Raw genomic sequence first — 19,318 nt, 5'->3', positions numbered from 1 at the left:
GGCGGCGAGCAACTGGCCCGCGAGCCGCCGGTTCTCATCGGCGATCGAATCGACGTCCGGCGCGTCGAGGATAGCCAGTCCCACGGGGATCGAGGTGTCCGCTCGCAGGAGGAGGGTGGCGGTGGCACCCGGAGGGGCTTCCTGGACCGGGTGCCGGGGTGGACGGCTGGGTCGCGGTCCGGGTTGCGGCCCCGCGTTCGTAGCGAGCCAGGCTTCGGGCTGCTGCCGAAGCCGCTGTGGAGTCTGCTGCCCGGGGTTCTGCCCAGCGTGCTGCCCGGGGTCTTGTTCAAGGTTTTGCCCCCGCTGCTGTCCCCCGCCTGACTGGACCCGTGTCAGGGACGGCAGCACGCGCTGGCTCGAGAACCAGCCGGCATCCAGCGGGTGGTGGAGCAGTATGGGTTGGCGGGTCGTGGGGCGGATGGCACCCGAGCGGGTGACGGGTTTGCCCACAAGGGCGTTGACGAGCGTCGATTTCCCGGCGCCTGTGGAACCGCCGACGACGGCGAGCAGCGGTGCATCGACGTCGGCCAGGCGCGGCAGGATGTAGTCGTCCAGTTGGGCCGCAGCAGCGGCAGCGGCCGCCCGTGATTCAGCGGAGCCGCTGAGAGCCAGCGGAAAGGTGGTCCGCGCCAAAGCGTCCCGTACCTCCTGAAACAGTGCCGAAAGCCCCTGCGGCCCGGCTGGAGGGGAGGATGCGTTCATCCTTCCATTCTGCCAGCAGCCACCGGACTTCCCTCGACCGGGAGTAATAGCCCGCGGACCACGAAAAAACGCCCCGGACCGAAGTCCGGGACGTTCATTTCCTGTCCTGATGCCAGGACAATCGTGACCCCAGCGGGATTCGAACCCGCGTTACCGCCGTGAGAGGGCAGCGTACTAGGCCGCTATACGATGGGGCCAGTACTGTTCTGTGCTACTACTACTGTTTTTGTTACTACCGCTTCAACAGCGGTGCTCTGCAGTTTCCTGCGCTGGGGTACCAGGACTCGAACCTAGAATGTTGGTACCAGAAACCAGTGTGTTGCCAATTACACCATACCCCAATGGCACTTTTCCGAGTCCCAACCAGCAGGAATCCGACCGCATAACCGCGTCGCGCCGAGAATCAACTTTACCGGACGGGTGGCAAGAACTGCAAAACGGAGCTCAGGGTGCTGATCCGGCGCTGCGGGCCTCCCGCGGTTTCGACGCCGGCACGGTCGAGCCACACGCCCACCAGGCCGGCGTCATCGGCGCCCCTGGCGTCGAGCACCGGATTGTCTCCTACATACAGGGTGCGGGCAGCCGGAGTTCCCAGCAGCCGGACTCCCTCCGCGAAAATCGCAGGATCGGGTTTTGCTGCTTCCACGGCATCGATGCCCACGAGGATCCGAATGCGGGAGAGACCTGCGCGGTCGAGTTTGGCCCGCTGATAGTCATGGACGTTGTTGCTGATCACCCCGTAGGGAATGTTCCGCTCGTCCAGTACATCGAGCAGCGGGACGACGTCGTCGTACGCCCGGAAGTGGTGCGGAAGGGTGGACTCGTACGCCCGGTTCCACCCCGCCGCGGCCTCGGCGTCGAACGGCACCGATGTGAAACCCGCCCGCGCGTGGGCGGCGCGCTTGATCCGCTGCTCGGTGAAAGTGGCCCGGCCCTGGAGGAAGCTGTCGTAGTGGCGTTCGGGATCACGCGCGTACAGCCGCTTGTATTCGATCCAGTCATCATCGCTGAGATGGCTCAGCCCCTCGTCGGCAATTTCATGGAGGGTGGCTCCCATGGCGCCTTCGAGGTCCACGAGGGTGTCGTCGATATCGAAAAGGACACCCAGCGGATAACCGGCTCCGAAGCCGTTGTCCATTGCCACCCCTACTGGCCGGCCGCTGCGCGGAATGCCCCGATGCGCGCCAGGGAGGACTCCCGGCCGAGTATCACCATCGACTCGAAGAGCGGCGGTGAGATCCGTCGCCCCGAGATGGCCGTGCGGACGGGACCGAAGGCAAGCCGGGGCTTGAGTCCGAGCCCGTCGACGAGTGCCTCGCGGAGCGCGGTCTGGATGGACTCCGCATCCCAGCCTGCGGCGTTGTCGAGGGCCTCGAGTGCGCTGTCGAGCACCTCGGTGAGGTTGGCGGGCAGCCCCTTCCGGGCGTCGTCCGCCACGTCGATGGCGTCGTCGTTCTTGAAGAGGAAGCCGAGCATCTCCGGGGCCTCCCCGAGCAGCGTGATGCGCTCCTGGATCAGGGGCGCTGCCTCCGCGATGATGGCCGTCTCGCGCGGATCCAGTGGATCTCCGACGAGCCCTGCGGCGACGAGGAAGGGGACGAGTCGTGTCCGGAATTCGGCTGGGTCGAGGAGCCGCACATGGGTGCCGTTGATGGCTTCGGCCTTTTTCAGGTCGAAGCGGGCAGGGTTCCCGAGGACGTCGGAGATGTCGAACTTCTCCACCAGTTCATCCACCGTGAAGATGTCCTCGTCGGCGGACAGGCTCCAGCCGAGGAGGGACAGGTAGTTGAGCAGGCCTTCCTTGATGAACCCGCGCTCCCGATGCAGGAAGAGGTTCGATTCCGGGTCCCGCTTGGACAGCTTCTTGTTCCCCTGCCCCATCACGTAGGGAAGGTGCCCGAAGATCGGCATGTGGCGGGCCACCCCGATATCGATCAGCGCGCGGTGGAGGGCGACCTGCCGGGGGGTGGAGGACAGCAGGTCCTCTCCCCGCAGAACGTGGGTGATGCCCATGAGGGCGTCATCGACCGGGTTGACCAGGGTGTAGAGGGGCGCGCCGCTGGCACGGACGACGGCGAAATCGGGAACGCTTCCGGCCCGGAAGGTGATGTCGCCGCGCACCAGGTCGGTGAAGGTGATGTCCTCGTCCGGCATGCGTAGCCTCAGGACCGGCTCCCGGCCTGCATCCCGCAGGGCCGAGCGCTGCTCGATGGTGAGCCCACGGTCGAAGTTGTCGTAGCCGAGCTTCGGGTCGCGGCCCGCCGTTCGGTGTCGTTCCTCGACCTCCTCCGGGCTCGAGAACGACTCATACAGGTGGCCGGCGTCCACCAGCCTGGTGATGACGTCCGTATACAGGTCGCTCCGCTCCGACTGGCGGTACGGAGCATGGGGCCCGCCGACCTCCACTCCCTCGTCCCAGTCGATGCCGAGCCACCGCATCGCTTCAAGCAGCTGCCCGTAGCTCTCCTCGCTGTCCCGGGCGGCATCCGTGTCCTCGATGCGGAAGATCAGCTTTCCGCCGGTGTGCCGGGCGTAGGCCCAGTTGAACAGGGCGGTGCGGATCAGGCCGACATGGGGAGTACCTGTGGGCGACGGGCAGAACCGCACGCGGACGGCAGTGGATGCGGTGACAGTGGGGAGCTCAGCTGCTGTAGTCATGATGGTGCAAGTCTAGTAGCCGGGCCGAATGGCGGGTGCAGGGTAGGTGCGCCGCGAAGTCGTCGGCATGAAGCGTTCCCCTGACGCCGTATTCAGTCCGGACAGGTCAGCGCCGGACGGGATTGGACAGCCTGCCGATTCCCTCGATGTCGACGTCGAAGCGCTGGCCATCGGCTATCAGGCCGACGCCGGCCGGCGTTCCCGTGAGGATGATGTCCCCCGGGAGCAGGGTGAAGGCCTGGGACACATAGGACACGAGTTCGCGGGCGCCCCAGACCATGTCACTCGTGGAGCCATCCTGGCGGAGCTCGCCGTCGAGGGTTCCCCGAATGCTGAGGTTCTCAGGATCCAGGTCCGTTTCGATCCACGGCCCGATGGGGCAGGACGTATCGAAGCCCTTGGCGCGCGCCCACTGACTGTCGGTCATCTGGACGTCCCTCGCAGTGAGGTCGTTGGCGCAGGTGTACCCGAAGATGACGTCGTCGACCCGCTCGAGGGGGACGTCCTTGCAGATGCGGCCGATCACCACTGCCAGTTCGGCTTCGTACGAGATCTGGTCGGAGAACGACGGCAGCATCACCGGATCCCCGGGGCCGACCACTGAGGTGTTCGGCTTGAGGAACATCAGCGGAGCCGTCGGGGGCGCCGAGCCCATTTCGCTTGCGTGGTCGGCATAGTTGAGCCCGATGCCCACCACCTTGCTGCGCGGGATCACCGGCGCCAGGAGCCTTACGTCCTCGAGGGCGTGGCGCACCCCGGTCAGTTGGACGCCGGCATAGAACGGATCACCGTTGATCACCGCCACTTCTTCGCTTCCCTCGGGCCCCTCGACCACGCCGAACATCGGATCATCATCCACCACAAAACGCGCAATTCGCATGCCCCAAGGCTACAGGTCGTGGTTTGTGCGGGGAGTAGCAGCACCCAAGGAGGGACTAAATTGATCCAGGGCACGCGAAAGCCGCGGACGTACCTCCCCAAAAGGTGTAGGCCCGCGGCTCTTCGTGGTGCTGAGGGTGATGCTCGACGTACTAGGGTAGGACAGCGGCCTGAGAGCCGCTGCCTTGAAAGACTAGGAAGGCCAGCGGTTGACGTCGGTGCTCGAAACTGAGGGTGATGTCGTCTTGGCCGAGGACTTGGAATCAGCAGCAAACGCCGCCGATCCTCCACCGGCTACGAGCAGTGCTGACAACATAACGGTTGCGGCGATCTTCTTCATGATGGTGATCCTTGGGCTTGAGGGGAGAGAGACCTTTTGCTTCTCGCGGGTGCGATTGATTCGACAGTATACGAGAAGACTGCGTTCACACCAGTAACTTCAGCAACTATTTTAACTTCCCAATACATTTCATCCGCATTGCCCTAGACTGAGCGCGGCAACCAGGGGCTTTGCCTCAACAGCACCGGTGGCAACACGGTGCACCGCGACAGGAGGTGGCAATGGCTCATCATAGTGAACCCGGCGAGCGTATGCTTCTTGAGCTCAGGGCCCGTGACTCGTGGAACCAGCGGGATTACGCTGGAGCTCGCGCGCTCGCCGATGAGGCAGCAACGGCGGCTTTGAAGCTCGATGATATCGACGCGTGGTGGAATATGACCTTCTTGAAGTCCGAGTGCCTGCGCAAGCTCGGCCTCATGAGGGAATCCGCCGAGGTTTCCCAAGTGCTGAACGATCACCCATTGACAGTTCAGTCGTCAGCGCTTACAACGAGGGTGGCAACCAATTTGTCGTTCGCCCTTCAAGGCTGCGGAGATCTCGCTGAAGCTGTCATTGCGGCGCGACACGCGGCCGCCGCTGCTGAGGCCGATCCAGAGCAACAGGAATCCCTCATCAAAGCGCAGTACGCTCTAATCGCCGCGCTGGCCGACAGCGACCAACTCGACGAAGCGTGGGTGCAATGCCTCGCCTTGGCTGCACTCCTGCAGGGCAACCCGAGTTCGCAAAGTGCCGGCATGAGCTACTGGGCCATCGGCAACGTGGCCTTCCTCCTGAACCAGCCCGAGGAAGGCACCAAGTACCACCGCCTTGCCGCGGAAAACCTTTCACCGACGAACGACCTCGAGCTGTGGGCCAAATTCAACCGGGCCTCCGCCGAAATCCGCCTCGCAGCCGGCGTCGTCCAGCCTGAAACACTCGAATGCATCGACCGCGCTGAGCTGGCCATCTCGATTGTGGGAGGCAGCGAGCGGGACAAGCTGGAACTGGCGCTGACCAGGGCGCACTGGCTGGTGTTGACAGGCCAGTACGAGGCAGCTGCAGAGCGCCTGCGATTCGTTATCAGCAAGGACAAGCTGCTCGCCACACACACTGCGGCCGAAGCGCACCTGCTCCTCGGGCGGGCGCTGAAGGCGAAGAAGGCTGAACCCGAAGCAGCGCAGAACCTCAAGAAAAGCGAGAAGCTGTTCAGTAAGGCGGGCGCCCCCAGCAGGGCCGGCTCGGCGCGCGAACTCATCGACGATATCGAGCCGACCGCCACCTGAGTCCTCCCGTGCCGGAGGAGGGCAGGGCCCGCATCACGAGGCTGAAGCGGCACGGATCGGTGGTACTGTTTCCTCGATCACAGATCGGCAGCAAGAAGCCGATCGATCCGCAACCGTCCCTTCCGGTCTCACATCGGGGACAGCTTCCAGGTTTCGGGTCCGTGGTCTCCGGTATCGGAAAATTGCTGACGAGGCCGCGCCTTGCCGCTGCCGAACTGCTGGGGATGAACATGTCGAATTCAATAGCCGCACCTCCCACCTCGGTGTGGCAGCCCTTCCCGCCCTGCTGTGCATTGTCGCCCGGCGGGGCAAGCTTCGCCGGTTATTCCGCGCCGGCTGCTGCGCCGGCCGGATTCCACCGGCACCTCACTCTCGTAGGGCAGGATACGGATGCGTGAGGAACCGCCCGGGGAAGCGGACGCGTCCAGCGACCTCGACGCGCGAGGGCAGCACACCGACCCGGACGCGACCGCGGATTCGAACGGCATCACGATCATGACGCTGTCGGCCGGGGAACGTATCACTGAAGCCATTGCGGAAGCCAAAGCCGCAGAAGCACGGGAGCTGGCCGGCACCGTAGCGCGCCCGTTGCTCATCGACATCAGCGGGGTGCTGTCGATCGACCGCGAAGCGCGCGCCGTCCTGGGACGAGCCAGTGTTTCGACGGCGATCGCCCTGCTGGGATCAAGTCCCGTGGACCGGGTGATCGGGAGCTTCCTCCTGGGCGGCCAACCGCCGTCGTGCCCCGTCGAATTCTTCTCGTCCAGGAGCGAGGCGCTCGAGTGGCTCGCCGGGTATCGAAGGTACCCTGAGTCTGATGAGCGCTGACAAGAAGGACCCGCGGCTGGCCATTCTCGTCGACAGCATCGTACGGTTGTCGCGCGGGGACCTCAGCAGCCGGATCGAGCCCTCCTGCGCGCGCGACGAGGTGGACGCCGTCATCACCGGCGTCAATCTCCTCGCCGAGGAGCTGGAGCAGGTGTACGACCAGTTCGAGAAGAGGGTGGAGAGCCGAACCGCGATGCTTCGGCAAGCGCACCTCGACATGATGAAGATGGCGATGTCGGACGCCCTGACGGGGCTTGCGAACCGGGTGGCGTTGATGGAGGGCATGGAGACAGCCCTCGCAAGAACTCACGACGGCGCCCTGCCTCCCGCGCTCATCCTCCTCGATCTCGACTCGTTCAAGAACGTCAATGACCGCTTCGGCCATGACGCCGGCGACCGCGTACTCCAGGAGGTGGCCGCGCGGCTCAACAGCGTGGTGCGCAAGAGGGACATGGTGGCACGCCTCGGCGGAGACGAGTTCGCCATCCTCCTTCCCGAGGCCACCATGGACGTCGCGATGCAGGTGGCGCGCCGTGCACTGCAGGTTCTCGGGAAGCAGATCCAGTTGGAGGATCTGTACGTGCACTCGAGGGCAAGCATCGGCGTGCGCCTCGGGGACCCCGGACAGAGCGCGGAGGATCTCCTTCTGGACGCCGACACCGCCATGTACGCCGCAAAGCGGGAGGGTCGAAGCATCATCAAGGTATTCGAGCCACTGATGCTGTACACGCGCCAATCGCGGAGCCAGATGGCCACCGAGCTGCGTGGCGCCATCGCGTCCGACGATCTGGTCCTCCACTACCAACCGGTGGTGGAGCTCTCGACGAACCGCATCCTCGGCGTCGAGGTGCTGGTCCGGTGGCAGCACCCCGTCCGTGGGCTCATCCCACCGGATACCTTCATACCGCTTGCCGAGGAGATCGGGGCCATCCACGATCTCGACCGCTGGGTCATGCTGCACTCGCTGCGGCAGCTTGCGGAGTGGAGGCGCACACTGCCCCTCGACGACGACTTCCAGCTGAGGGTGAACCTGTCCGCCGTCGAACTGAAACAGCTTGACCTGGTGGACCATGTCCGCGCGCTCCTGCGCGAGCTCGGGGTACCCGCCCAGAACCTGGTGGTGGAAATCACCGAGACGGCCATTGTCACGCGCGGCGAGGTGGAAATGTACTCACTGCTCAGCCTGCAGCAACTGGGCGTCGGCATCGAGATCGACGACTTCGGGACCGGGTACTCCTCCATCAGCTACCTGCGCGAACTCCCGGTCAGCATGGTCAAGGTGGACCGCTCACTGCTGGTTGACCTCGACACCCGGCCAGGGCAGCTGGACTTTGTTGCGGCGATCCTCCAGCTCATCCGCGCCGCCGGGCTCGAGGCGGTTTTCGAGGGCATTGAAACGAAGGAGCAGGCCGATAAGCTGCGGGATCTGGGGTGCTCCAGCGGACAGGGTTACTACTTCAGCAGACCGCTCCCGGCAGGCCCGGTGACGGAGCTACTCACGGGCAGCAAGTACCTGAAGGTGCCCGCCGACAGCCTGTAGGGGCCGCAAGGCTCCGGTCCACGAGGGCTGCCCGCAGAACTTGTGCATGTGTGGTGGGTGCCGTCGTCGTTCACCCACCGCTGCTGCGCAACTTCCCATGGCGGAGCGTTCAGCGAAGGTTGGTGCGGGCGCGTGGAGAAGGTTGGGAGGCGCCGCGGATCGGCGCCTCCCCTTGGCGTCTCCTAGACGAGCCGGGTCAGCCAGCCGTGCCGATCCTCGCCCGTACCCGTCTGGATGCCCAGGAGCTGGCTGCGGATCGACATGGTGACCTCTCCCGCTGCCGAGTCAGGCGCTCCGATCACTTCGTCGCCGTCGCGCAGGGAACCGATGGGGGTGATGACGGCGGCAGTGCCGCAGGCGAACACCTCGGTGATGTCGCCCGATGCCACGCCGTCGCGCCACTCATCGAGGGTGATCTTGCGTTCCACCACGTTCATGCCGCGGTCCCGGCCGAGCTGGATCACCGAGGAGCGCGTCACTCCCTCGAGGATGGTGCCGGACAGTGCGGGCGTCACCAGTGAACCGTCCCGGAAGACGAAGAACACGTTCATTCCACCGAGCTCCTCGACAGCGTTGTCGTTGAACTGATCGAGGAACAGCACCTGCTTGCAGCCGTGCGCCTCGGCCTCCAGCTGGGCGGCGAGCGAGGACGCATAGTTTCCGCCGGCCTTGGCTGCCCCGGTGCCGCCACGCCCTGCGCGCGCGTAGTTCCGGGACACCCAGATGGCCACGGGCTTCACCTCGCCGCCGAAGTAGTTCCCCGCGGGCGAAGCGATGACCCGGAAGGTCACTTCACGGGCCGGCCGCACACCGAGGAACGCCTCGGTGGCAATCATGAAGGGGCGGAGGTAGAGGCTCTCGCCGTCGCCCGATGGAATCCATGCCTGATCGGCGGTCACCAGCTGACGCAGGGATTCGAGGAAGAACTCTTCGGGAAGCTGCGGCAGTGCCAGCCGGACGGCGGACCGGTTGAGCCTGGCCGCGTTCGCATTTGCACGGAACGTCCAGACCGATCCGTCCGCGTGCCGGTACGCCTTCATGCCTTCAAAGATTTCCTGGCCGTAGTGCAGCACGGCGGCGGCCGGGTCGAGGGCGATCGGACCATAGGGTTCGATCCGCGGGCTGTGCCAGCCACCCACGCCCGCCTCGTTGACCGCGAAGTCCACCACCGTGGTGTGGTCGGTGAAATAGTTGCCGAAGCCCGGGTTGGCGAGGATGGCATCGCGCCGTTCCGGCGTTGCAGGTGTGGTGGAAAGATACTGGGCAAACTCCAGCTCAGTGGCTGTCATGATTCCTCCGGGCGAGCTTTCGGTTAGTGATCACTCACCAGCTTAGGACACGGCGGCGGCGATAGCATCGCCCACGGCCGCGGTGCTTCGCTTCTGTACGCCGCGGGACGCGATGTCCGCCTGGACGGCAGTTTCCACACGCGCGGCAGCGTCCTCATGACCAAGGTGACGCAGCAGGAGGGCGGCCGAAAGAATGGCGGCGGTGGGGTCGGCTTTCTGCTGGCCCGCGATGTCGGGTGCTGAACCATGGACGGGCTCGAACATGGACGGCGCGGTGCGGTCCATGTTGAGGTTGCCGGAGGCCGCCAGTCCGATGCCGCCGGTCACCGCTGCGGCGAGGTCGGTGATGATGTCGCCGAAGAGGTTGTCCGTCACGATGACGTCGAACCGGGCCGGGTCGCTCACCAGGAAGATCATGGCGGCGTCGACATGCAGGTAGTCATGGGTGACGTCGGGGAACTCTTCCGCGACGGCTTCCACTGTCCGCTTCCACAGATGACCCGCGTATACCAGGACGTTGTGCTTGTGCACCAGGGTGAGCTTCTTGCGGGGCCGTCCGCTTGCCCTCCGGAACGCATCACGGACCACCCGCTCCACCCCGTGCGCTGTATTGAGCGAAACCTCCGTCGCGATCTCGTGGACCGTGCCGCCGCGCAGTGTGCCACCGTTGCCGACATAGGGCCCCTCGGTCCCCTCGCGGACCACGAGAAAGTCGATCTCGCCGGGGTTCGCCAGCGTGCTGGCCACGCCGGGATACAGCCGGGATGGCCGCAGGTTCACGTAGTGATCCAGTGCGAAGCGCAGTTTGAGCAGCATCTCCCGCTCGATGATTCCTGAGGGAATACGGGTGTCCCCGGGGGCAGCGCCCACCGCCCCGAAGAGGATGGCGTCGTGCTGCCGGATTTTCGCCAACGTGGCGTCGGGCAGCGTCTCCCCCGTGGCGAGCCAGTGCTCGGCGCCGAGATCGTACTGCGTCAGTACGACGTCCACCTGTCCCGCTGTGACTGCGCGGAGCACCTTGACGGCCTCCGTGGTCACTTCGGGGCCGATGCCGTCACCCGGAATGACGGCGAGGTCGATGCGGGAACTGGAGGCGTGGGCCGGAGATTCGCTCATCCCCCAAGGTTAGGGAAAACGGCCGGGTACTGGACAAACCGTCTCATTCGCTGGACACGATGCAGTGGCGATGGCGCATCCTGTCCCACGTCGGCTAACGTTTCGCTGCGGGGAACGCATCGATCATGGAGTTTGCAGCAGAAGATGACAGCACGGGAAAGTATGCAATGACGCACGGAAAGTACCCGGACCTCGAGGCTTATCTCGACATGCACCTGATGGGCGCCACGAACGGCGTGCGGCTTTTCGAGGCGGCAGCGCGGTCCTGGTCCGGAACCCGGCACCAGGAAGTCATCACCCGGCTGGCACAGGACATCGACGACGAACGTGCTGCCCTCCGTCGGGCGATCGAGCAGTTCGGACACCGGCCCGGCAGGGTGAAGATGTTTGTCGCCCACTCGATGGCCCGGCTGGCCGCGGTCAATCCCGTCAATCCCTTGCGTCGGAAGGGGAACGCCGGTGCCCAGTTGGAGCTGGAGACACTGCTGTCCCTCCTCCGGGGAAAGGAAGCCCTGTGGGAGACGCTCATCTCACTTCTGCACTCCGCCCCGGCCGCTGACCGGCTCGGCTTCACTGAGGAAGAGCTCCTCCGCCTGCTGACTGCTGCCCGACAGCAGCAGGCGGAGATTGCGGACATCATGAAGGAATCGGCCCCGGACCGGTTCCTTCGGGTCGACTGAGTACCTAGCCGGCGTCGGGCTCCCCCGCATACTTCGGGAAGACCGGAACGGGCGAGGGAAGGCCGGTCCCGGGAACCAGCGGGGTGCTGACCGCTGCGAAGGTGCGCAGGGCGTCGTCGTCGGCCGTTCCCTGGCCGAGCGCGGTGAGCAGCTGTGCTGCGCTGCCGGGCATCACGGGCTGCGCCAGGATCGAGACGATGCGCAGGATCTCGAGCGTCACATACAGGACCGTGTCCATCCGCGGTGGGTCGGTTTTCCGCAGGACCCACGGCTGCTGCTCGGCGAAATAGGCGTTCGTGTCGCCGAGCACCTTCCAGACGGCCTCCAGGGCGCGGGAGAATTCCTGCTTCGCGAACGCCGCCCTGCAGGTATCCAGCAGGGCGGCGGCCTGGGCGAGGATCGCGGTGTCCGCGGGGTCCAGCGCCCCGGGCTGTGGAGCCTTGCCGCCACAGTTCTTCGCGACCATGGAAAGGGACCGCTGGGCGAGGTTGCCGTAGTTGTTGGCGAGGTCCGCGTCCATCCTTCCCACCACGGCGTCGTGGCTGTAGGAGCCGTCGGCACCGAAGGGCACCTCCCGCAGGAGGAAGAACCGCACCTGGTCCAGGCCGTACTTTTCCACCCAGACCTGCGGCGCCACGGTGTTGCCGAGCGACTTGGACATCTTGACGCCCTTGTTGTGCAGGTGCCCGTGGATCATGATGCGCTTCGGCAGGTCGAGCTGCGCGGACATCAGGAAGGCCGGCCAGTAGATGGCGTGGAACCGTGAGATGTCCTTGCCGATCACATGGACATCGGCCGGCCAGTACTTACGGAACGGCTCGGAGTCGACGTCGGGGAAACCGGCCCCGGTGAGGTAGTTGGTGAGGGCATCCACCCAGACGTACATGACGTGGCGGTCGTTGCCCGGCACCGGTACGCCCCAGCCGAAGGTGGTGCGGCTGATGGAAAGGTCCTCGAGGCCGCGCTTCACGAAGCTGATGACCTCGTTGAAGCGGGACTGGGGCGCGCCGAATTCCGGCTGCGCCTCGTACAGGGCCAGGAGCTTGTCCGAATAGGCGGACAAGCGGAAGAAATAGCTCTCCTCCTCGGTCCAGGTGACCTCGGTGTCGGTCTCCGTGGCGTACCGCAGGCCGTCGGCGCGGAGCTCGGTATCGTCCTCGACCCAGAACGCCTCGTCACGCACCGAGTACCACCCGGCGTACTTGTCGAGGTAGATATCACCGTGTTCTTCCATCCGGCGCCAGATCTCGGTTGCGGCAGCGTAGTGGTCCGCATCCGTGGTCCGGATGAACCGGGTGTAGGAGGAGCCGACGACGTCGTTCATGGCCTGGAAGGCCTGCGCGTTGCGAGTGGCGAGTTCGCGCACCGGAACGCCCTCCCGATCAGCCGTCTGCTGCATCTTGAGCCCGTGTTCGTCGGTACCGGTCAGGAACAGGACGTCATACCCGTCGAGGCGCTTGAACCGGGCCATGGTGTCAGTCGCTATCGCCTCGTAGGCATGACCGATGTGCGGCACGCCGTTGGGGTAGGAGATGGCGGTGGTGATGTAGAAGGGGGGCTTGGCGCCTGAGGAAGTCACCCTACGAAATTACCCTGTTCCGCGCCGCGTCGCCGACTGGCGCCCGCAGCGTCGCCTCAGTCGGCGCGCACGACGGCGTCATGGGCGAGGACGGCATGCACTCCCCACGTCTCGTTGGCGATCTGCGTGATCCGCAGGTCCACCACCGAGCTGGCGAGGGCCAGGGCGTGCGTCCGCGACAGCCCCAGCAGCGACTGCAGCCACGTGAGCATCGCACTGAGCGCCTCCGCGGTGGCCGCATTGAGGTCGGCGTCGAAGCCGAAGGTGATTCGAGCTGTGGGGGTGAGCGCGTGGATCGTCTCGAGGGGCGGGTTCGGCTCGAGGTCCAGGACAAGCCGGGAGGTCATCGGGCACTCGATGGCGGTGCCGCCCACCTCGCCGTCGCCCTGGGCCGCATGTCCGTCGCCCACGCTGAGGAGCGCACCGGGGACCGTGACCGGGAGGAACAGCGTGGAACCCGCCACCAGCTCCCGGCAGTCGATGTTCCCGCCGCCCGAGGCGCGGGGAGGCGTGGTGGAGAACTCCCCTTCCTCGGGAAGCGGCATGCCGACGACGCCGAGGAAGGGCTGCAGCCGGACCGTGTGGCCGAGCTGGTTCGTTCCGGTCCCGGTCTCCGTGTCGAGGTCCCACAGGAGCCACTCCGCTGTGCCGCCGGCGACCCCCAGCGACCGGGTGAAGGCGTCGTCCCGCCGGCCTGCCACGGTGAAGCCCCAGCCGCCGGGGGTGAGCGCCTCGAAGGAGACGGCCAGCATGTCGCCCGGCTGCGCTCCCCGGACCTCGATGGGACCGGTGAGGCAGTGGCCCCGCCGGTTCGGGAACATGAGCGGCCGAACCTCGCCGGGCGTGGACTGCGGCTCCAGGTGTCCGGAGGCGTCAAGGGACCCCACCACCACCGTGTCGCCGGGATCCACTGCCAGGACGGCCGGGGTGTCGCGGGAGAAGACCTGGGTGACGGTGCCGGGGTGCACGTCGAGCTGGTGGGTCGCCATCAGTCGTGCAGGTCGACTTCGCGGGCGACGCTCGCGCCGATTTCGGTGCGGATGGCGTCCAGTACGTCCTGCGGCACCGAACTGTCGACGGTGAGGAGGGACAGCGCCTGGCTGCCCTCCTTGTTCCGTGCAACCTGCATTCCGGCGATGTTGACGCCGCGCTCACCGAGGAGGCGGCCGAGGGTGCCGATGACCCCTGGACGATCCGCATACAGGATCACCAGGAGGTGCTCGCTGATGGGTATTTCGAGGTCGTAGCCGTTCACGCCCACGAGCTTCTCGATCTGCTTCGGTCCGGTGAGCGTCCCGGCGACGGAGATCTGCGTGCCGTCGGACAGCGCCCCCCTCAGACGGAGGACGTTCCGGTACTCCTCCGACTCGGAGGTGGTGATCAGCCGCGTGGTGATGCCCCGCTGCTCGGCAAGGAGCGGCGCATTGACGTAGGACACCTGTTCCGAGACGACGTCGGTGAACACGCCCTTGAGTGCTGCGAGTTCCAGCGCCTTCACGTCGAGCGACGCGATCTCGCCGGCGACCTCGATCTCGACCGAGGTGAGCGAGTCGTGGGTCAGGGCCGTGAAGATGCGCCCCAGTTTTTCCATCAGCGGGATACCGGGCCGTACCCGCGGATCGATCACTCCGCCCGCCACGTTGACGGCGTCGGGCACCAGTTCACCGGCCAGCGCAAGCCGCACGGACTTCGCCACGGAGATGCCGGCTTTCTCCTGCGCCTCAGCGGTGGACGCCCCGAGGTGGGGAGTCACCACCACGTTGTCGAGGCCGAAGAACGGGAGATCGGTGCTGGGTTCCTGCACGAACACGTCGATGCCGGCTCCCGCTATGCGCCCTTCGGTCAGGGCGGTGTGGAGGGCTGCCTCATCCACGAGCCCGCCGCGCGCCACGTTGACCACGTACGCCGTCGTCTTCATCTTCCCGAACGCGGAACTGCCGAGCATTCCCACGGTCTCGGGGGTTTTCGGCATGTGGATGGTGACGAAGTCGGATTCCTTCAGAAGCTCGTCGAGGGTCACGAGCTGCACGTTCAGCTGCTGGGCCCGGGCGGAGGTGATATACGGGTCATAGGCGAGGATCTCAGTGCCGAAGCCCTGCATGCGCTCGGCAACGAGCGCACCGATGCGTCCGAGGCCGATGATGCCGATCTTCTTCTCGTACAGTTCACTGCCCGAGTATTTCGACCGCTTCCACTCGCCCGCCTTCAACGCGGCGCTGGCCTGGGGAATGTGCCGCGCGAGGCTGAGGATGTGCCCCACCGTGAGTTCCGCCGCCGAGATGATGTTCGACGTCGGCGCGTTGACGACCATGACGCCGGCGCTCGTCGCGGCCTTGATGTCGACGTTGTCGAGGCCGACGCCTGCGCGGGCGATGACCCTGAGCTTCGGTGCCGCGGCGATGGCTTCGGCGTCCATCCGCGTGGCCGAGCGCACCAGCACGGCGTCGACGTCGGAGAGGGCAGCGAGCAGTTGCGACCGGTCCGCCCCGTTGGTGCTGCGGATTTCGAAGTCCGGACCGAGTGCCTCGACGGTGGCGGGTGAGAGCTCCTCGGCGAGCAGGACGACAGGTTTTGGGTTCACGGGAGAAGATCCTTGCAGCTGGTGGGGCGGTTCGGAGAGCGGGTCGGACACACTGACGGGGCGCACCAGCGGGCGCGCCCCGTTCCGGCAGATGGAGCTAGCGGGCCACCGAGCCTTCGGTGTAGTCGTCATTCGTCTTGATCCAGGAGAACAGCTTGCGCAGCTCCCGGCCGGTGGTCTCGATCGGGTGGTCCTCCCCCTTCTTCCGCAGGGCCGCGAACTCGGGGGCGCCGGCATCCTGGTCGTCGATGAAGCGCTTGGCGAACGCACCGTTCTGGATGTCGGCGAGGACGGCCTTCATGTTCTCCTTCACGGACGGGTCGATGACCCTCGGGCCGGATACGTAGTCGCCGTACTCGGCGGTGTCGGAGACGCTCCAGCGCTGCTTGGCGATTCCGCCCTCCACCATGAGGTCGACGATCAGCTTGAGCTCGTGCAGCACCTCGAAGTAGGCGACCTCGGGCTTGTAGCCGGCCTCGGTGAGTGTTTCGAAGCCGTACTGGATGAGTTGCGACGCGCCCCCGCACAGCACGGCCTGCTCGCCGAAGAGATCGGTCTCGGTCTCCTCGGTGAAGGTGGTCTCGATGACTCCGGCGCGGGTACCGCCGATCGCCTTCGCGTAGGACAGCGCGAGCTCCTTTGCCGTACCGGACGGGTTCTGCTCGACGGCGATCAGGTCGGGTACGCCGCGCCCGGCCTCGAATTCGCGGCGGACGATGTGGCCGGGGCCCTTGGGTGCGACCAGCGCGACGTCGACGTCAGCCGGTGCCTCGATGTAGCCGTAGCGGACGTTGAAGCCGTGCCCGAAGAACAGGGCATCCCCGGCCTGCAGGTTCGGCGCGATGTCCTCCTTGTAGACGTGGCGCTGCACCTGGTCCGGAGTGAGGACCATGATGAGGTCGGCTTCGGCGGTGGCCTCGGCGACCGACAGGACCCGGAGCCCCTCGGCTTCGGCCTTGGCGCGCGAGGCAGAGCCTTCCTTCAGGCCGACGCGCACGTCGACGCCGGAATCCCGGAGGCTGAGGGCGTGGGCGTGGCCCTGGCTGCCATAGCCGATGACGGCGACGGTGCGCGCCTGGATGAGGGAAAGGTCGGCATCGTCGTCATAGAACATCTTGGTCACGGGTGGTTCTCCTTCGGGTGGATGGTGCTGGAAAGTAGTGGAGCTGTGCTGATTATGCGCTGCGCAGGGTGCGGTCGCTCATCGACTTCGCGCCGCGGCTGATGGCGAGCGTTCCCGATTGGACGATCTCGCGGACACCGAAGGGCTCGAGGACCGACAGCAGCGCGCTGAGTTTCTCAGGCGTTCCCGTGGCCTCGATGATGAGCGAGTCGGTGGAGACGTCGACCACGGACGCACGGAACAGGTCGGCTGCCTGGGTCACCTGCAGCCGGGCCGAGGCATCCGCACGCACCTTGACCAGGATGTGGTCGCGCTGCACTGATGTTTCGGAGGTGAGCTCGACGATCTTGAGGACGTTGATGAGCTTGTTCAGCTGTTTGGTGACCTGCTCGAGGAGGTCACCCTCGGCCTCGACGACCACCGTCATCCGGGACATGCCGGGAACCTCGGTGGGGCCGACGGCAAGTGAGTTGATGTTGAAGGCACGGCGGGCGAAGAGGCTTGCGACGCGTGTGAGGACGCCGGGGACGTCTTCGACCAGGACGGAAAGCGTGTGACGGGCCATGGTCAGTCCTCCTGTTCCCACTGCGGGGTCATGTTCCGGGCAATCTGGATGAGGTCGTTGCTGACTCCTGAGGGCACCATCGGCCAGACCATCGAATCGCGGCTGACCACGAAGTCGACGACGACGGGGCGGTCGTTGATCTCGAGGGCCTGCTGGATGGTGGCGTCGATGTCCTCGTCGCGCTCGCAGCGCAGGCCCGCACAGCCGTAGGCATCGGCGAGCTTGACGAAGTCGGGAACCCGCACGGTGTCGTGGCCGGTGTTGAGGTCGGTGTTGGAGTACCGGCCCTCGTAGAACAGCGTCTGCCACTGCCGGACCATGCCGAGCGAGGAGTTGTTGATCACCGCCACCTTGATGGGGATGTTGTTGATGACGCAGGTGGCCAGTTCCTGGTTGGTCATCTGGAAACAGCCGTCGCCGTCGATGGCCCAGACCACGCGGTCCGGGTTTCCCACCTTGGCCCCCATGGCGGCGGGCACCGAGTAGCCCATGGTGCCGAGCCCGCCCGAGTTGAGCCAGGCGTGGGGACGCTCGTACTGGATGAACTGGGCCGCCCACATCTGGTGCTGCCCCACACCGGCGACGTACACGCCCTCGGGTCCGGTGATCTCGCCGATCCGCTTGATGACCTGCTGGGGTGCCGACAGGCCGTCGTCGGGCTGGACGAAGCCCATGGGATAGGTGTTCCGAAGATGGTTCAGGGTGCTCCACCACGCAGTGATGTCGGGGGCGTCCCCGGCAGCATGCTGATCCCGGACCGCCTGGGTCAGCTCCGGAATGATTTCCTTGACCGATCCGACGATCGGGACGTCGGCCGTGCGGTTCTTCGAGATCTCCGCAGGGTCAATATCCGCATGGATGACCTTGGCCCCCGGCGCGAAGCTGGAGAGGACGCCGGTGACGCGGTCGTCGAAGCGCGCGCCGAGGGTGATGAGGAGGTCGGCCTGCTGGAGCGCCGTCACTGCGGACACTGCTCCGTGCATGCCCGGCATGCCCACGTGCTGGTGGTGCGAATCGGGGAAGACACCGCGGGCCATCAGGGTGGTCACCACGGGTGCGCCGACGAGCTCGGCGAGTTCCTTCAGTTCGGCCGCAGCATGGGCCTTGACGACGCCGCCGCCCACGTAGAAGACGGGACGGGTCGATGCGGCGATCAGGCGTGCCGCTTCGCGGACCTGCTTGGAGTGCCCGCGCAGCACCGGCCGGTATCCCGGAAGGTCCACCCTGGGCGGCCAGGAAAACGTCATCTGGCCCTGCTGGGCGTCCTTGGCGATGTCGACAAGGACCGGGCCGGGGCGGCCCGTGGACGCGATGTGGAACGCTTCGGCAAGAACCCGCGGGATGTCATTCGGGTTGGTGACCAGGTAGGAGTGCTTGGTGATGGGCATGGTGATGCCCACGATGTCGGCTTCCTGGAACGCATCCGAGCCGATGACGGCACTGGGCACCTGGCCGGTGATAGCTACCATCGGAACGGAGTCCATGTGCGCGTCGGCGATCGCCGTGACGAGGTTCGTGGCGCCGGGGCCGGAGGTCGCGATACAGACACCCGGCCTGCCGGTCACCATGGCGTAGCCCTGCGCTGCGTGGCCGGCGCCCTGTTCATGCCGGACAAGGATATGGCGGAGCTTGGTGGAGGCCATCAGCGGATCGTAGGTCGGAAGGATTGCTCCACCCGGAAGCCCGAAGATGTCATCGACACCTAGCTCTTCTAGAGAGCGGACGATTGCCGCGGATCCGAGCATCTGGATCGGCCCCACGACATTGTTCGGTCCCCGGACCGCACTCGGCGGGGCTGCAGGCTGCGCTGCGTCCCTGCCGGAGGGTGCCGACGGAGCGGCTGGTCTTGCTGCCATCAGCGCCGGGCTGATGGGCGATCCCTTGGACATCGATAACTTCCTTTGGAACGGTACTGCCTGAACTTCCTGGACGCTGCGCTTTTGTCGGTGTTAACAAAAAAACCCCTCAGCCTGGTGGGCTCTGTGAGGGGTTGCGCGTGACGTAGAGTCTACCGGTCGGGCTTTAGGCCACGCGCTGGGTAAGGACGACGACTACGTGTGCAAGCTGCATATCTGTAGTGTCCACGCACCCGGGAAAGGGTGTCAACCGAACCCCTGTCCATCTCACATGCTGGACAGGGCGTCCAGTTAGTGGACATTAACCCGCGGTCGTTCGG

The 19,318-nt window shown here is 65.8% G+C and carries 17 protein-coding genes and 2 tRNA genes; 4 read left to right on the top strand and 15 right to left on the bottom strand.

The features are described 5' to 3' along the window. The 7 genes from Y704_RS23650 to Y704_RS24195 all read right to left on the bottom strand — a co-directional run. Positions 1-702 (bottom strand): GTPase domain-containing protein (locus Y704_RS23650; protein ID WP_035773212.1); only part of this gene is annotated, 702 nt, incomplete at its 3' end. A 124-nt stretch (positions 703-826) separates the two neighbouring features. Beyond that, positions 827-899 (bottom strand) — tRNA-Glu (locus tag Y704_RS0116470). Between the two features lie 72 nt (positions 900-971). Next, positions 972-1,043: transfer RNA gene (locus tag Y704_RS0116465), tRNA-Gln, on the bottom strand. Between the two features lie 68 nt (positions 1,044-1,111). Then, positions 1,112-1,840, bottom strand: coding sequence for an HAD family hydrolase (locus Y704_RS0116460; RefSeq protein WP_051477285.1), 729 nt, complete (start codon positions 1,838-1,840; stop codon positions 1,112-1,114). 8 nt (positions 1,841-1,848) lie between these two features. Next, positions 1,849-3,360: a glutamate--tRNA ligase gene (gene gltX, locus Y704_RS0116455; RefSeq protein WP_026550916.1), complete on the bottom strand. Its 1,512-nt coding sequence runs from the start codon at positions 3,358-3,360 to the stop codon at positions 1,849-1,851. A gap of 106 nt (positions 3,361-3,466) precedes the next feature. Further along, entirely contained in the window at positions 3,467-4,240 is a 774-nt protein-coding gene (locus Y704_RS0116450) for a fumarylacetoacetate hydrolase family protein (protein ID WP_026550915.1), read from the bottom strand. A gap of 192 nt (positions 4,241-4,432) precedes the next feature. Next, positions 4,433-4,579 (bottom strand): hypothetical protein, encoded by a 147-nt coding sequence (locus tag Y704_RS24195; protein ID WP_155850404.1) that lies wholly within the window; start codon positions 4,577-4,579, stop codon positions 4,433-4,435. 251 nt (positions 4,580-4,830) lie between these two features. Between Y704_RS24195 and Y704_RS22190 the strand changes: the two genes are divergently transcribed. The 3 genes from Y704_RS22190 to Y704_RS0116425 all read left to right on the top strand — a co-directional run bounded on the left by Y704_RS22190 (position 4,831) and on the right by Y704_RS0116425 (position 8,209). Beyond that, a complete protein-coding gene (locus tag Y704_RS22190; RefSeq protein WP_051477282.1) occupies positions 4,831-5,841 on the top strand; it encodes a hypothetical protein in 1,011 nt (336 codons plus the stop codon). A gap of 390 nt (positions 5,842-6,231) precedes the next feature. After that, positions 6,232-6,669, top strand: a complete 438-nt coding sequence (locus Y704_RS22185) for a DUF7793 family protein (RefSeq protein WP_051477281.1) — start codon at positions 6,232-6,234, stop codon at positions 6,667-6,669. Then, positions 6,659-8,209, top strand: coding sequence for a bifunctional diguanylate cyclase/phosphodiesterase (locus Y704_RS0116425; protein WP_026550912.1), 1,551 nt, complete (start codon positions 6,659-6,661; stop codon positions 8,207-8,209). Before Y704_RS22185 ends, Y704_RS0116425 begins: the two co-directional genes overlap by 11 nt. A 182-nt stretch (positions 8,210-8,391) precedes the next feature. On the opposite strand, the gene Y704_RS0116420 is transcribed toward Y704_RS0116425, so the two are convergent. Together Y704_RS0116420 and Y704_RS0116415 are read right to left on the bottom strand one after the other, a co-directional pair. Next, on the bottom strand, positions 8,392-9,498 hold the full coding sequence (locus Y704_RS0116420; RefSeq protein WP_026550911.1) for a branched-chain amino acid aminotransferase: 1,107 nt from the start codon (positions 9,496-9,498) through the stop codon (positions 8,392-8,394). Positions 9,499-9,540: 42 nt separating this feature from the next. Further along, positions 9,541-10,614, bottom strand: a complete 1,074-nt coding sequence (locus tag Y704_RS0116415; RefSeq protein WP_026550910.1) for a 3-isopropylmalate dehydrogenase — start codon at positions 10,612-10,614, stop codon at positions 9,541-9,543. A 125-nt stretch (positions 10,615-10,739) separates the two neighbouring features. Here Y704_RS0116415 and Y704_RS0116410 point away from each other — a divergent pair, with 125 nt between their 5' ends. After that, positions 10,740-11,294, top strand: coding sequence for a hypothetical protein (locus Y704_RS0116410; protein WP_026550909.1), 555 nt, complete (start codon positions 10,740-10,742; stop codon positions 11,292-11,294). Between the two features lie 4 nt (positions 11,295-11,298). Here Y704_RS0116410 and metG read toward each other — a convergent pair whose 3' ends face one another. The 6 genes from metG to Y704_RS0116380 all read right to left on the bottom strand — a co-directional run bounded on the left by metG (position 11,299) and on the right by Y704_RS0116380 (position 19,031). Then, positions 11,299-12,873: a methionine--tRNA ligase gene (metG, locus tag Y704_RS0116405; protein ID WP_026550908.1), complete on the bottom strand. Its 1,575-nt coding sequence runs from the start codon at positions 12,871-12,873 to the stop codon at positions 11,299-11,301. Positions 12,874-12,929: 56 nt separating this feature from the next. Next, the gene (locus Y704_RS0116400) at positions 12,930-13,862 is read right to left on the bottom strand and encodes an acetamidase/formamidase family protein (protein ID WP_026550907.1); all 933 of its coding nucleotides are present in this window, start codon (positions 13,860-13,862) and stop codon (positions 12,930-12,932) included. Beyond that, the gene (serA, locus tag Y704_RS0116395) at positions 13,862-15,454 is read right to left on the bottom strand and encodes a phosphoglycerate dehydrogenase (protein WP_026550906.1); all 1,593 of its coding nucleotides are present in this window, start codon (positions 15,452-15,454) and stop codon (positions 13,862-13,864) included. Before serA ends, Y704_RS0116400 begins: the two co-directional genes overlap by 1 nt. Positions 15,455-15,551: 97 nt before the next feature. After that, a complete protein-coding gene (ilvC, locus tag Y704_RS0116390; RefSeq protein WP_026550905.1) occupies positions 15,552-16,577 on the bottom strand; it encodes a ketol-acid reductoisomerase in 1,026 nt (341 codons plus the stop codon). A 52-nt stretch (positions 16,578-16,629) separates the two neighbouring features. Beyond that, complete coding sequence (gene ilvN / locus Y704_RS0116385) at positions 16,630-17,142, bottom strand: acetolactate synthase small subunit (protein ID WP_026550904.1); 513 nt, start codon at positions 17,140-17,142, stop codon at positions 16,630-16,632. A gap of 2 nt (positions 17,143-17,144) precedes the next feature. Then, positions 17,145-19,031, bottom strand: coding sequence for an acetolactate synthase large subunit (locus Y704_RS0116380; RefSeq protein WP_026550903.1), 1,887 nt, complete (start codon positions 19,029-19,031; stop codon positions 17,145-17,147). Between the last annotated feature and the right edge of the window lie 287 nt (positions 19,032-19,318).

This window comes from Arthrobacter sp. Br18 (genome assembly GCF_000520555.1).
Taxonomy (GTDB): domain Bacteria; phylum Actinomycetota; class Actinomycetes; order Actinomycetales; family Micrococcaceae; genus Arthrobacter_D.
Note: the sequence above shows the minus strand (reverse complement) of the source record. Positions and strands in the feature narration are given on the sequence as shown.